General features: G+C 65.7%; 13 protein-coding genes. 8 read left to right on the top strand and 5 right to left on the bottom strand.

All coding sequences use genetic code 11. The features are described 5' to 3' along the window. The first annotated feature begins 228 nt into the window (after positions 1 to 228). A complete protein-coding gene (locus tag VLA96_03450) occupies positions 229 to 690 on the top strand; it encodes a hypothetical protein (GenBank protein HSE48244.1) in 462 nt (153 codons plus the stop codon). Positions 691 to 769: 79 nt separating this feature from the next. Here the strand turns inward: VLA96_03450 and VLA96_03455 are convergent, their stop codons facing one another. Next, positions 770 to 1,750 carry a DUF5666 domain-containing protein gene (locus VLA96_03455; protein HSE48245.1) on the bottom strand — a complete coding sequence of 327 codons (981 nt, stop codon included), beginning with the start codon at positions 1,748 to 1,750 and terminating at the stop codon, positions 770 to 772. A 118-nt stretch (positions 1,751 to 1,868) separates the two neighbouring features. Here VLA96_03455 and VLA96_03460 point away from each other — a divergent pair, with 118 nt between their 5' ends. After that, the gene (locus tag VLA96_03460) at positions 1,869 to 3,239 is read left to right on the top strand and encodes a hypothetical protein (protein ID HSE48246.1); all 1,371 of its coding nucleotides are present in this window, start codon (positions 1,869 to 1,871) and stop codon (positions 3,237 to 3,239) included. Between the two features lie 89 nt (positions 3,240 to 3,328). On the opposite strand, the gene thiD is transcribed toward VLA96_03460, so the two are convergent. After that, positions 3,329 to 4,162, bottom strand: coding sequence for a bifunctional hydroxymethylpyrimidine kinase/phosphomethylpyrimidine kinase (thiD, locus tag VLA96_03465; protein ID HSE48247.1), 834 nt, complete (start codon positions 4,160 to 4,162; stop codon positions 3,329 to 3,331). 445 nt (positions 4,163 to 4,607) lie between these two features. Here thiD and VLA96_03470 point away from each other — a divergent pair, with 445 nt between their 5' ends. Both VLA96_03470 and pyrF read left to right on the top strand, forming a co-directional pair. Beyond that, complete coding sequence (locus VLA96_03470; GenBank protein HSE48248.1) at positions 4,608 to 5,036, top strand: septal ring lytic transglycosylase RlpA family protein; 429 nt, start codon at positions 4,608 to 4,610, stop codon at positions 5,034 to 5,036. Between the two features lie 17 nt (positions 5,037 to 5,053). After that, complete coding sequence (pyrF, locus tag VLA96_03475) at positions 5,054 to 5,818, top strand: orotidine-5'-phosphate decarboxylase (GenBank protein HSE48249.1); 765 nt, start codon at positions 5,054 to 5,056, stop codon at positions 5,816 to 5,818. 57 nt (positions 5,819 to 5,875) lie between these two features. Here pyrF and VLA96_03480 read toward each other — a convergent pair whose 3' ends face one another. Next, positions 5,876 to 6,055, bottom strand: a complete 180-nt coding sequence (locus tag VLA96_03480) for a hypothetical protein (protein ID HSE48250.1) — start codon at positions 6,053 to 6,055, stop codon at positions 5,876 to 5,878. Positions 6,056 to 6,235: 180 nt separating this feature from the next. On the opposite strand from VLA96_03480, the gene VLA96_03485 reads away from it, so the two are divergent. The 4 genes from VLA96_03485 (at position 6,236) to VLA96_03500 (ending at position 10,236) form a co-directional block, all read left to right on the top strand. Continuing rightward, a complete protein-coding gene (locus VLA96_03485; protein HSE48251.1) occupies positions 6,236 to 6,607 on the top strand; it encodes a hypothetical protein in 372 nt (123 codons plus the stop codon). 163 nt (positions 6,608 to 6,770) lie between these two features. Further along, entirely contained in the window at positions 6,771 to 7,949 is a 1,179-nt protein-coding gene (locus VLA96_03490; protein HSE48252.1) for an acyl-CoA dehydrogenase family protein, read from the top strand. An 8-nt stretch (positions 7,950 to 7,957) separates the two neighbouring features. After that, positions 7,958 to 8,989: a class II fructose-bisphosphatase gene (gene glpX / locus VLA96_03495; protein HSE48253.1), complete on the top strand. Its 1,032-nt coding sequence runs from the start codon at positions 7,958 to 7,960 to the stop codon at positions 8,987 to 8,989. A gap of 125 nt (positions 8,990 to 9,114) precedes the next feature. After that, the gene (locus VLA96_03500; protein HSE48254.1) at positions 9,115 to 10,236 is read left to right on the top strand and encodes a hypothetical protein; all 1,122 of its coding nucleotides are present in this window, start codon (positions 9,115 to 9,117) and stop codon (positions 10,234 to 10,236) included. 58 nt (positions 10,237 to 10,294) lie between these two features. Here the strand turns inward: VLA96_03500 and VLA96_03505 are convergent, their stop codons facing one another. Continuing rightward, positions 10,295 to 11,500, bottom strand: a complete 1,206-nt coding sequence (locus VLA96_03505) for a N(4)-(beta-N-acetylglucosaminyl)-L-asparaginase (GenBank protein ID HSE48255.1) — start codon at positions 11,498 to 11,500, stop codon at positions 10,295 to 10,297. A gap of 85 nt (positions 11,501 to 11,585) precedes the next feature. Continuing rightward, positions 11,586 to 12,755 carry a hypothetical protein gene (locus VLA96_03510; GenBank protein ID HSE48256.1) on the bottom strand — a complete coding sequence of 390 codons (1,170 nt, stop codon included), beginning with the start codon at positions 12,753 to 12,755 and terminating at the stop codon, positions 11,586 to 11,588. Positions 12,756 to 12,967 lie beyond the last annotated feature (212 nt).

Consider the following 12,967-nt stretch of genomic DNA (forward strand, 5'->3'; position numbering starts at 1 on the left):
CTGGTGCTCATCAGCTTCTGGCACAAGACCTCGGCGAACCCGAAGGTCGTCCGCATGCCTCGGCGGAACTGAAGACCTGCCAAAAGACACGTAAATTTTTCTCTCCACACCCTGCTGCCCTGGCGGACTGCAACGCCTAACGCGTTGATGACACAGGGAAAAGCTTGCCCGCCTGATTTGGCTAATCACTTGCGCTTACCAGGTCGCAGGGAGTTGGGAGGAGTATCTATGGCAGACGCAGCAAGGAACCTGGAATCGCGCCCGGTCGAGCAGGAGCAGCAGTACTGGCGGCCGGCGCTCGAGCGTCGCGGGCACAATCCGGAGACGGAGCTGTGCGCGCGCTGCGGCACCGAATTCATCATCGGCTCGCGCTTCTGCTACGTCTGCGGCGCGGACCGCGACCTGCCCGGACTGAAGGGCTCGCGGACCATGCCCCGCGTCGACTGGAAGCGCTACCTCGACTACAGCCGGCTGCAGGAACGGCTTGGCCTGGGCACGGCCTCGCTGGTGGCATTCCTGGCTGGCTGCCTGTGCCTCCTGTCCGCGGCGCTCACCGGCGTGATGTACACCGCCACCACCATGATCGACTGGGAAGCGGTGCAGGCGTGGCGCATGCAGTGGCTGCTGGCCGCCATCGCGCTGTTCGTCGGCGGCATGCTGCTGAAGAAGCCGGTCGCCAAGACGGAATAGAGTTGTCCCACCCGTCCGCTGCGGCGGACAAAAGAAGGCGACGCGCAGGGCGTCGCCTTTTTTCTTTGCGGAAGCCGGACTACTTCGGCTCGCTGGCCTGGCTCTTCTCGTCTTCGTCGTGCTCTCCGTCCTTGTCCGACTTTTCCGCCTTCTCGGACTTCTCGGCCGCGGCTTGCGTCACGGTGAGCTCGCGGGCCAGGTACTTGTCGCCCTGGAAGACGGCGACCACGTTGACCTTCGCGCCCACGGCGAGGTCGTCGCGGCCCTCGACCGTGGCGCGGTCGAAGGCGATCTCGTAATTCTTCCCGTCCGTCTCGTTCTCGATCGCCATGGTCGAAGACTTCACGTCCAGGTAGGTGATGGAGCCGCCGAAGCGAAAGGCCGCGCCAGGCACCGCCAGGATCGTGACCTTCTGCGCGACGCCGCGGTTGGCGCGCTCGGGGGCGAACTGCACGCTGACGAGCGACCCCGGCTTCAGGTCCTGCGGCGTGCCGGGCTGCTCGTTCTCCTTCATGACCTTGGTGTCTTTGTTGACGCTGAAGCGGATGGGCTGCGAGGAGAGCCGGTCGCGCATCAGGATCTGCCCTTTGCGCGTGTCGAAGCCGAGGAGCTGGCCGTCGGCGTCTGCCGGGTTGTTCTGCGTGACCACGCGGATGCTGCGCGCGAAGATCTTCGGCCCGTCGAGCTGGCTGTCGACGTAGACGCGCGAGCCCTTCTTGATGGCGAGCTGCGTGGTCTCGACGCCGTCGCGGTAGATCCTGGTGCGCTCGTCGAACAGGAACTTCATCTTGCCGCCGCCGAACGGCTCGACCGTCATGCGGTTGCGGATCTGGTCGATGCTGCGGACCGTGCCCCCCACCAGCGTCACCTTGCTCTTGGGCAGTGGCGGGACCTCCAGCAGCGGGTCGTTTTCGACCGTCGCGCTGTCCGCCGGCGTCGGGGCGGGCTGCTCGGCCTGCGGCTGCGAGTTCGGGGGAGCTGCCGCCGGCGAGGAGGAACTCTGGGACATCACTACGCCCGGCAACAACATCAGTACTAGGGCTGGAACAAGACGGTTCATGGGGGCTCCTGCCTTACGCGTGAGTAGATGCGCGTCCGGCTCTAAGAGTTAGCAGCCAGCAGCAGCCCTCGATGCATCCCAGCAGATACCCGGAGCCGGCAGGCTCCGCGGAGGTCCCATGTCCGTGCGGTCCCGCATCGTTTCTGCAACCCGGAAGCTGCTTCCCCTGCTGGCCTGTGCCGCGCTCGCCGCGACGGCCGCCGGCGGCGACTTGCGCATCACGCTCCCCAAGCGCACCAAGCCGACGCCGGTGCAAAATCTCAACCGCGAAGGCGTGAAGGCGGTGGAGAAACACGATTACGAGAAGGCCAAGCGCCTGTTCTACAAGGCCTACCTGCTCGACCCCGACGATCCGTTCACCCTCAACAACCTCGGCTACATCGCGGAGCTCGAGGGCGACGTGGAGCGCGCGCAGCGTTACTACGAACTCTCGCAGCAGATGGATTCCGAAGCTCTGGTCGACAAGTCGCCCACCGAAGAGATCATCGGGAAGCCAGTCGCCCAAGTCGCCGGCAACGCCGCCCCCAACAACCTCCAGGTGAACCGGTTGAACGTGGCGGCCATCGGCCTGCTGCAGAAGGACCGCGCGCCGGAAGCCGACGTCCTGCTCTCCCGGGCGCTCCAACTCGACCCCACCAATCCCTTCACGCTGAATAACCTGGGCTTCGCCAAGGAGAAGGAAGGCGAACTGGAGACCGCGCTCGGCTACTACACCAAGGCCGCGAACACGAACTCGGACGAGGCAGTCGTGGTGACCGTGCACTCGAGCTGGCGCGGCAAGCCCATCCGCGAGATCGCGCGCAACAATGCCGAGAAGGTCCGCGAGCTGCTCAGCCGCCCCGACAACCTGGACGACCGCGTCGCGCGCCTGAATCTGCAGGGCGTCTCCGCCATCAATCGCAACGATCGCCGCGGCGCGCGGCAGTTCTTCCAGCGGGCGTATCAGCTGAAGAAGGATGACGCGTTCACGCTCAACAACATGGGCTACCTCGCCGAGATGGATGGCGACCGCGAGACCGCAGACTACTTCTACTCCAAGGCGCAAGAAGCGGAACGTTCCGGCGACAAGGTCGGGATCGCCACCCGCAAGGAAGCCGAGGGCAAGCCGCTCATGCAGGTGGCGGCCACCTCGACCGAGGTCGTTGCCACCCGCATGCAACGCGACCTGGAGGCCAAGCGCCGCCAGGGCGGCCCGGTCGTGCTCCGCAAGCGCTCCGGCGAGGCGGTGGTCGAGCCGGCTCAGCCCAAGCGGCGGACGCGGCGCGAGGGCACCGATGTCGTGTCCATCCCGGTCCCGCGCGCGAACGAGTCGTTCACGCCCGAGAACGCCGCACCGGCAACCACCGAGCCTGCGACCACCACCCCGGCGGTCGAGCTGCCGCAGGCGCAGCAACCCGTTGTCACGCAGCCGGAAGAGCCGCAGCTCGTCACCCCGCAGGAGCTCGAGCAGCCGCCGAATCCCACGACCTCGAACGAACCGCCGAGATAAGTCTTCAGGCTTCAGGAAAGTCAAAGGCCGCCTCAACGGGCGGCCTTGGCTTTTGCTGAAGCCTGACGTCTGAAGTCTGCAGTCTGGTTCTAGTGGATCTTCTCCAGCGCATCCTGCGCCGGCCGTGGCTGGTCGTCCATCCGGAACAAGTGGTTCACCGGCCCGGCGCCCTTGCCGATCTTCGCCGCGCGCGCGATGGCGCTGGAAACGTACGCCTTCGAAAGCACGACAGCGTCGTCGAGGTCGCGGCCCAGCGCGAGATGGCACGCCAGCGCGGTCGCGAAGGCGCACCCCGTGCCGTGCGTCGAGGTCGAGCGCTGCCGGTCGGAGGCGAACTCGTGCACCTTGCCGCCCACGCTGAGCACATCCACCGGCTTGTCGAGGTGGCCGCCGGTCACCACCACGTTCTTCGCCCCGAGTTTGTGCAGGGCCGCGGCCGCGGCCCGCATCTGCTCGACGTTGGTCACCGCCATGCCGGCCAGCGCGCCGGCTTCGTCGATGTTCGGCGTGATGATGGTCGCGAGCGGCAGCAGCTCCTTCCGCATCTTCTCCACGCCCTTGCCGTCGAGCAGCGGCTCGCCGGAAGACGAGGTGATCACCGGGTCGAGCACCACGTTGGGGATCTTGCTGCCCTTCAGGAAATCCACGACCGCGGCTACGCCGTCGCTCGAGCCCAGCATGCCGATGCGCACCGCGGCGAAATTGAAGTCGGCCGCCAGCTCCTTCAGCGTCTCGCGGATCAGCTTGCCCGAGACCGCCTCCGAGCGACGCACGCCTTGCGTCGACTGGACGGTCAACGCGGTCACGCAGCCCACCCCGTAGCAGCCGTGGGCGGCGATGGTCTTGATGTCGGCGGTGGTGCCGGCGCCCGAAGACGGGTCGAAGCCGGCGATGGTCAGCACGATTGGCGGGCTTGGAGGCATGAAATTGCGAATGTAGCGAAAACAGTGGCGAGTGGCTAGTGGTTAGTGGCTGGTTGGAGCAACATTTTTTCCGACAGCCCCAGCGTTCCCGAGCAGTCTGCCACGACACCTCCAGTTTGACCTTCGAACCTTGAACCTCGGTGTCTTAGCGCCTCCTCGCGGGCAGCCGCACCCGACGCCCCGAACGCCCCTCCCCTGTCCGAATGCCTGCCATCCCACCGTCCAACCCCTCAGGCCTCCAGGCATCTAATTACCCTGTCTCGGGCGTTTGTTCCTCCCCTCCCTCTTGCGCCCTTCATCCCGAGACCGGCCAGAACTGGCGGTGTGGTAACCGCGCAACACGCTGAACCACGCCTCAGTATTAAGGCTTGACTTTACGTTCTTTATTTTCATAGAATTACCAACAGTGGGAGGGGAGAGACTATAGAGAAACGAGGAACGCTGAATGCGACGAGGACTAGCCACCATCCTGGCGACTGTGTGTCTGGCCGCCAACCTGATGGCGGGACCCGTTACAACCGGCTCCAGCTCTAAGGAAGTCACCTCCAAGCCGTACCAAGTCGGGCGGGCCTCATGGTACGGAAAGCAGTTCCACGGCAGATCCACTGCCAGCGGCGAGCCTTACGACATGTTTCAGTTCACCGCCGCCCACCGCCAACTTCCTCTAGGGACATGGGTTAGGGTCACGAACCTGCGGAATGGCCGGTCCATCACGGTACGCGTCAACGACCGGGGGCCATACGTCGGCAACCGCATCATCGACCTGTCTTACGGCGCGGCCCAGATGCTCGACCTCAGGGCGCGCGGCACCGAGAAGGTCCGGCTCGATATCGTCAACGGCGAGGAAGTGGCCCGGAACGTAGGAGCCCGATAGGTGATACATTAGGCCCGATGGCCGAACAGCACAGAGCCAGCCAGAAGCCCCCGGAAACGGGGGCTTTCTTCTTGCCCGCCACCCCGGCAGACCGCCTGATCGTCGCCCTCGACGTCTCGTCGGTCGCTGAGGCCCAGCGCATCGTCGGGGCCGTGGGACCAAGCGCTGCGACCTTCAAGGTCGGCAAGCAGCTCTTCGTGGCGGAGGGGCCGCGGGCGGTCCGGGACCTGGTGGCTTCCGGCCGCAAGGTCTTCCTCGACCTCAAGTTCCACGACATCCCGAACACGGTCGCCGGGGCCGTAAAGGCCGCAGCGGAGCTCGGCGCCTCGATGGTGACCGTCCATGCCTCCGGCGGGGCGAAGATGCTCAAGGCGGCCGCAGAGGCCGCTGCCACGGCCCCTAATCCGCCGCTGGTGCTCGCCGTGACCGTCCTGACCAGCATGGGCCAGCAGGACCTCGAGGAGGTCGGCGTGGCGGGCCGCCCCCTCGACCAGGTGCTGCGGCTGGCTTCCCTGGCCCGCATCGCCGGCTGTACCGGGATCGTCGCCTCGCCCGAGGAAGTCGGCGAGATTCGCCGCCAGCTCGGCAAGGGCTTGGTTATCGTCACGCCGGGGGTGCGCCCGGAGGGCACCGCCAAGGGCGACCAGAAGCGCGTGGCCACGCCGGCAGAGGCTATCCATGCCGGGGCGAATTATCTGGTGGTCGGCCGACCCATCACCAAGGCGCCCGACATAGGCAAGGCCGCCAAGGCCGTGCTCGACGAGATCGCAGCGGCAAAGTAAAAGGCGCGCCGCAGCGCGCCTTGCTGACCACTGGCCACCGACCACTGGACATTGCTCCTACAGCTTTTCGAAGAACTCACACGCCGAGCACGAGATGTAGATCCCGCCCGGGACGTTCCGCTCGCGGTCCTTCATGCGCTTTACGATGCGGGTCGGCTTGCCGCACTTGGGACAATCCGTGGACTTGGTGGTGTCCATCACCTTCTTGCGGTCGGCAGTCTTCGCGACCTTTACCATTGCGTTCTCCTGACAGAGTCGTCCCCGCTGGGCCGGGACGTTAGGTTTTACGGGAGCAAAACAGGGTTTGTACTCGCGCTACTAGATTTTACATGAGTGCCCGGATTCTGTAACCCGGGGCGGCCTGCGGCATCTATTGAGAGCACCGGTTATCATCCTGACTCAACCGAAGGAGACTGCATGAAGCGTATTTCCGGGATCCTGATCATCCTCACCCTGGCGGCCGCCGCGGCGTTCGCCGGCGAGATGAAGCCGCAGACCATCAACGGCCACCTGGTCGACGTCGCCTGCGCCAGCGAGAATGCCGAGAAGCCCAAGGCCGATTTCGCCATGAAGCACTCCAAGAAGTGCCTCACCATGCCGGAATGCGAAGAGAGCGGCTACGCCGTCGTGACCGCCGACAACAAGGTCATCAAGTTCGACAAGGAATCGAACGAGATGGCCAAGAAGCTGATCGCTTCCACCGACAAGGACAAGGACTGGAAGGTCTCGGTCACCGGCACCATGAACAGTGACAATACCCTCAAGGTCTCCAAGCTCGACTTGAAATAGCGGGTTCGTGGAAAGGCGGGCGCTGTCGCCCGCCTTTTTCCTTTCCGCGGCCCTCGCCGCGCGTTGACCCTGCTGCGGCCCGCCTGATACCTTTCCCTGTTCCAGTTCTCCCCGCCGCCACGGCAGTATCGCGGCTAAATCCGCACTCATAAGCGAGTCCCCAATGGCATTCAAGTTCAAGGGAGTGGACTTCATCGAGTTCGATTCCCTGCTCTCCGACGACGAGCGCCTCGTCCGCGACAACACCCGGCAGTTCATCGAAGACAACCTCATCCCCATCATCGAGCAGTGCAACCGCGAAGGCCGCTTCCCCAAGGAACTCATCAAGCCGTTCGGAGAGATGGGCTTTTACGGCGCGTCGCTCAAGGGCTACGGCTGCGCCGGCATGTCGAACGTGGAATATGGCCTCGTCATGCAGGAGCTGGAGCGCGGCGACAGCGGCGTGCGCAGCTTCGTGAGCGTGCAATCCGCGCTCTGCATGTATCCCATTTACGAGTTCGGGTCCGAAGAGCAGAAGCAGAAGTATCTGCCCGGCATGGCGACCGGCGAGATCCTCGGCTGCTTCGGCCTGACCGAGCCGCAGTTCGGCTCCAACCCCGGCGGCATGCTCACGACCGCCAAGAAAGACGGCGACGGCTACATCCTCAACGGCGAGAAGATGTGGATCACCTCCGGCACCATCGCCGACATCGCCATCATCTGGGCCAAGGTGAAGGACGAGGACAACAAGATCCGCGGCTTCATCGTCGATTGCAAGACGCCCGGCTTCAGCGCGTTCGACGTCCACGGTAAGTGGTCGCTGCGCGCCTCCGTCACCTCGGGGCTCTCCATGCAGGACGTGAAGGTCCCCGCGTCGGCCCTGCTGCCGAAGTCCGGCGGGCTGAAGTCGCCGCTGATGTGCCTGAACCAGGCCCGCTACGGCATCGCGTGGGGCGGCATCGGCGCGGCCATGAGCTGCTACGACACCGCGCTCCAGTACTCCAAGGAGCGCAAGCAGTTCCGCAACCAGCCCATCGCATCTCACCAGCTCGTGCAGGAAAAGCTCGCCTGGATGATCAACGAGATCACCAAGGGGCAGCTGCTGGTGCTGCAGGTCGGCCGCCTGAAAGACGCCGGCAAGTCCCAGCACTACCACATCTCCATGGCCAAGCGGAACAACATCTGGATGGCGCTGGAGTGCGCCCGCATGGCGCGCGACATCCTGGGCGCCAACGGCATCGCCGACGACTACCCCATCATGCGCCACATGATGAACCTGGAGTCGGTGAAGACCTATGAAGGCACGCACGACATCCATACTTTGATCATCGGCGCCCAGGTCACGGGCATCGACGCGTTCTAGGAGCAGGAATGGCAACGGCCACCGACGTGAAGGACAAGAAGACTTTCTCGCAGAACCTGGAGTTCGAGCTCGCGCTCGAGTTCGTGCGCGTGGTGGAAGATGCCGCCATCGCGTCGGCACACATGATGGGCCAGGGCGACCGCAAGGGCGCCGACCACGTGGCCACCGAAGCGATGCGGCGCACCATGGACTCGGTCCCGATGCGCGGCACCATCGTCATCGGCGAGGGCGAGCGCGACGAGGCGCCGATGCTCTACATCGGCGAGAAGGTCGGCGCGGGCTGGAAGGATGGCGCCGGCTTCCCCGAGGTCGATATCGCCGTCGACCCGCTCGAAGGCACCAATCTCTGCGCCACCGGCTCGCCGAACGCCATCACCGTGCTCGCGGCCTCCGAAAAAGGCGGGCTGCTGCACGCGCCCGACTGCTACATGGAGAAGCTCGTGGTCGGCCCGTCCTGCAAGGACTGCGTCTCGCTCGACGCGCCGGTGAAGGACAACCTCGCCGCCATCGCCAAGCGGCTCGACCGCAGCGTGCAGGATCTGGTCGTCATGGTGCTCGACCGCCCTCGCCACGAAAAGCTCATCAAGGACATTCGCGCCGTCGGCGCGCGCATCAAGCTCATCACCGACGGGGACCTCTCGGCCGGCATTGCCGCGGCAGTCATCGGCTCGGGCGTGCACGCCGTCATGGGCTCGGGCGGCGCTCCCGAAGGCGTCATCACCGCCGCCGCCATGCGCTGCCTCAACGGCGAGATCTTCGCCCGCCTCGTCATCGACAAGCCGGAACTCGAAGAGCGCATCGCCAAGATGGGCATCCAGGACAAGAACAAGATCTACACGTCCAAGGACCTGGCGCCCGGCAAACACATCATCTTCGCCGCCACCGGCGTCACCGAAGGCGCGCTGATGAAGGGCGTCCGCTTCTTCGGCGAGGGCACCCGCACTTCGTCGCTCATCATGACGCTCGCCACCGGCAAGGTGCGGTTCGTCGATTCCATCCACCTGGCTAAGCGGCCGGACGTGAAGGTGCGCTTCTCGTAGTCCCCACGATCGTGTGGCGGCGGGCGGCCTCGCCCGCCTCTTTTCTTGGTGACCAACGCCGCGGTTCGGCGTCTATCCCCCAACGCCGCCCCCATGGCCGGCTGCGGCTCTCCTCGGAGGTTCTTATGAAGCGCAATATGGCGTTCCGGTTCCTGGGCGCGCTGCTGGTGCTGGTCGGGCTGGTGCTCTTCCAGGAAGCGGTCCACGCCTCCGACGCCATTCGCGGCACCTGGACAGCAGAATGGCGTCTCGACCGGGACAAGGACGACGACGCCGCCAAGCCCGCCAAGTACGAGCTGCAGCTCAACATGAGCCGCGGCGGCCGCAAGAATTACAACATGGGCCAGGGCTACGACCTCAGCGCCTTCCAGGGCCTGACCGAGCAGCAGGTCAAAGGCGCGAAGAACGACGTCCACTTCCAGCTCGTGCGCGACGCCGGGACCATTGCTTTCGAAGGCTTTTTCAGCAGCGGCATGGGCGCCGGCCAGTTCACCTTCACGCCCAGCGCCGACTACGCCGCCAAGATGCAGAACCTCGGCTTCGAGTGCCGCGACGAGAAGCAGTTCGAAATGGCTGCCCTCGACGTCTCGCTTGCCTACGCGCGCGAGTTCCGCGAGCTCGGCCTGAGCCGCGAATGCCAGAAGTTGATCGAGGGCCGCATCTTCAACGTGAACCGCCAGCAGGTGGAAGAGCTCAAGGCGCTCGGCTACACCAACCTGCCGCTCAGTAAACTGGTCGAGCTGCGCATCTTCCACGTCGACGCCGCGTACATCCGCCAGCAGCGCGCCGCGGGCGTCGAATCCCTGCAGAAGATGATCGAAAGCAGGATCTTCAACATCACGCCGGAGTTCCGCAAGCAGTTCGCCGACATGGGCTACACCAACCTCACGCAGGAACAGCTCACGGCCTTCAAGATCCACGGCGTCACGCCAGAGTTCATCCGCGAGATGCGCGCGCTCGGCTTCACCGACCTGAGCCCCGACAAGCTGCAGGAGTTCCGCATCTTCGGCGTAGGCGCGCGCCAGATCGAGGACCTGAAGGCGGTCGGCTACACCGGCCTCTCCGCCGACCAGCTCGTCGCCTTCAAGATCCACGGCGTGGACTCGGAGTTCATCAAGAAGGTGAAGAAGTACGGCTACGCGCACCCCTCCCCCGACCGGCTCGTCGAGATGAAGATCCTCGGCATCCGCGTGCACGACAACGATAAGGACAACGATCGCGACGACGACGAGCGCGATCCCATCTGACTGCTGACAATGACAAAAGGCCTCCCGCTTGGGAGGCCTTTGTACTCGGTACTCGGTACTATCCCTTCGGCAGTTTCGGGATCGGCGGCCAATCAATGCCGCTGCCCTCTTTGAATGCCACCGTCTCCTCGATGCGCCGGTTGCCGTCGTGCACCGCAAACTTGCGATGGTCCCCCGCCGATGAGTGGCTCCAGAACGACACGCCCGCGTAGGCGCCGTCTTTCCGCAGGATGTAATACACCATGTCGATGAAGCGCAGCTTGGTCCAGTCGTTGTTGTAATTGCGCGCGATGCGCGCCATCACTTCCAGGCCCGCGTCCTTCGGCGACATCCCCTTGCGCATGTTTTCCACGATGGAGTGCGCGCCCGCGACCTTGATGTTCTCCTCGCCCGAGCCCGTCGCGCCCGCCGAGCCGACCTCCTGGTCCGTGTAGCAGCCCGCGCCGATGATGGGCGAGTCGCCAAGACGTCCAGGGATCTTCCACGACAGGCCGCTGGTGGTGGTCGCGCCCGACATCTCGCCCTTCTCGTTCACCACCGAAACATGGATGGTCCCGGTCTGCGGATGCAGCACCTTGTAGATCGCGTCGGGCTGCTCTGCTTCCGGGATGCCCAGCCGCGTGGCGACCTCGCGCATGTGGTCGAGCTTGCGGTCCCAGAAGTCGGCCGCGGTCTTGGGTGCGTCCGCTGGGTATTGCCACGCCGGCGAAGCGAGACCGGGTCCCCACCAATCCTGGTCCGACATCGTCTCTTTCCACAGCAGCCAGATGCGGCGCGACTTGTCGGTCAGCAGGTTCTCGCGCGGGAAGCCCTGCGCCACCGCGAACCGCTCCGCCCCCTCGGCGACCAGCATCACGTGGCCGGTACGCTCCATCACTGCCTTGGCCAGCAGGCACACGTTCTTGATGTTGCGCACGCCGCCGACCGAGCCCGCGCGCCGCGTCGGGCCATGCATGCAGCACGAATCCAACTCCACCACGCCTTCCTCGTTCGGCAGCCCGCCGAGGCCGACGGAATCGTCGTTGGGGTCGTCTTCCTGCGCCTTGCAGACGAACAGCGCCGCGTCGAGCGTGTCGCCGCCGCGCTGCAACATCGTGTACGCGCCGTCGATCGACTGGTTCCCGGTCGTCTTGCAGAGGATGACCGGGCGCTTGCCGGTCGGCTGCGGCGCCGCCGCCTTCGCGCCGGGCTGCTGCGCCTCGAGCGCGAGCGAGACCGACGTCATGGCGGTAGTGGCGAGGAAATCGCGGCGGGTGATCGTCATAGACGCCTCCGTGCGTGGGAGCAACCGAATGTTGTATCACGGAGACACGAAGGGCGCGGAGAAACTCCGCGCCCTTCCGCCGGCGCTAACCGGCGATCTTCTGTGCGGTGTTCTGGTCCGCGCGGAAGCGCAGCAGCGCGCCGATATTCCCCGCGCGCTCGAACTCCTCATCCCCGCGAATGTGGACGAGTTGCACGCCGTCGCGCACCGTGCGCGCTACCAGCGCGTCGGTGACGTCGGGGACCTCGCGCGTCGCCTGGCCGCAGACGGCGCAGCTCCGCACCATCCGGGTGTCCAGGTGTCCGCAGTTGGCGCACTCGGTGACGGTGGCGGCGAAGTGCTCGCCCAGCAACAGCCGTTGGATCTCGCCGCGCTCCAGCGAGTTCAGCACGTGCTTCAGCCCTAGCGAGCCGCGGCCGTTGCGGCTCGCCTCGCCGATGACCTCGCGCACCAGCGCCTCCTGCTCCGACTGCCGGCGCTCCTCCAGCATGCGCTCCGCCTCGTCGCGGACGGCATCGGCCGTCGCGATCGTCGGATCGGTGACGAACCACCCCAGCAGCCGCTGCTTCAGCGACGTCGGCAAGTGCGGCTCGATCTCCGGCCGGTTCTCGCCATGGCAGCCGATCGCGAGCAGGTCGAACGCGCCCGCCAGCGCCTGCGCCTGGAGCTGCTCGAGCACGCTCTTGTAGTGCCGCATCGCCTCGTTGTCGACGTGGCGCTCACGGCGGCCGGCTTCGTAGCCGCCCCAGCCATCGCTCTTCACGCGCCGCGGCGTGCTGTCGAGGATGGCGGCGCGCTCACTGACCTGGCCGAGGAAGAGGTCGAGGATGCGGGCGCGCTCGCGGTCGATGAGCGCCACGCAGGTGCGGCGCTCGCTGGAATCCATCAGCAGCGCCAGCGGCGCAAGGTGGAAGCGGGAGTTCACGATGAGGCGCGTGGCCTGCAGCCGCGCGGGCAGGTCGAACTCGCGCCAGATGCCTTTCGCCCCGCAGGCGAACACCGCCTTCGCGCGCGCGTGGTTGCCGTGCAACTGCTCCGCGAGCGCCAGGATGCGCTCCAGGTCGCCGCGCAGCGCGGGATTCGCGCCCTCGCGCTCGGCGTTGCGCAGCGCGTCGCGCACCAGGTCCTTCACCAGGATGGCTTCCTCGCGGTGCGACTTGTTCTGCGGGCGCTGCGGCTGGAAGTAGAAGGTCACGGCCGCGGCCGGTGTGATGTCGAGTTCCGCCAACTGCCGAAGCTCTTCGCGATCGATCATGCGGACGATCCTCCTGGGCTGACTTACGGTTGGAGGTTTACGCTGACTTGGAGCGCAGCAATTGCGCGCGCAGCGGCGTGGAACGCGGCAAGGCGCGCTGCAGCCGCTCGCGCGCGGCGAGCAGGTGCGCCTCGACCTCGCGCGTCGGCCGCTCGGCGATGGCCGCGATCTCCTTCAGGGTGAATCCCTCGATGGCGCTCAGGATGAACGCC

Source organism: Terriglobales bacterium, assembly GCA_035457425.1.
Lineage (GTDB): Bacteria > Acidobacteriota > Terriglobia > Terriglobales > Acidobacteriaceae > JACPNR01.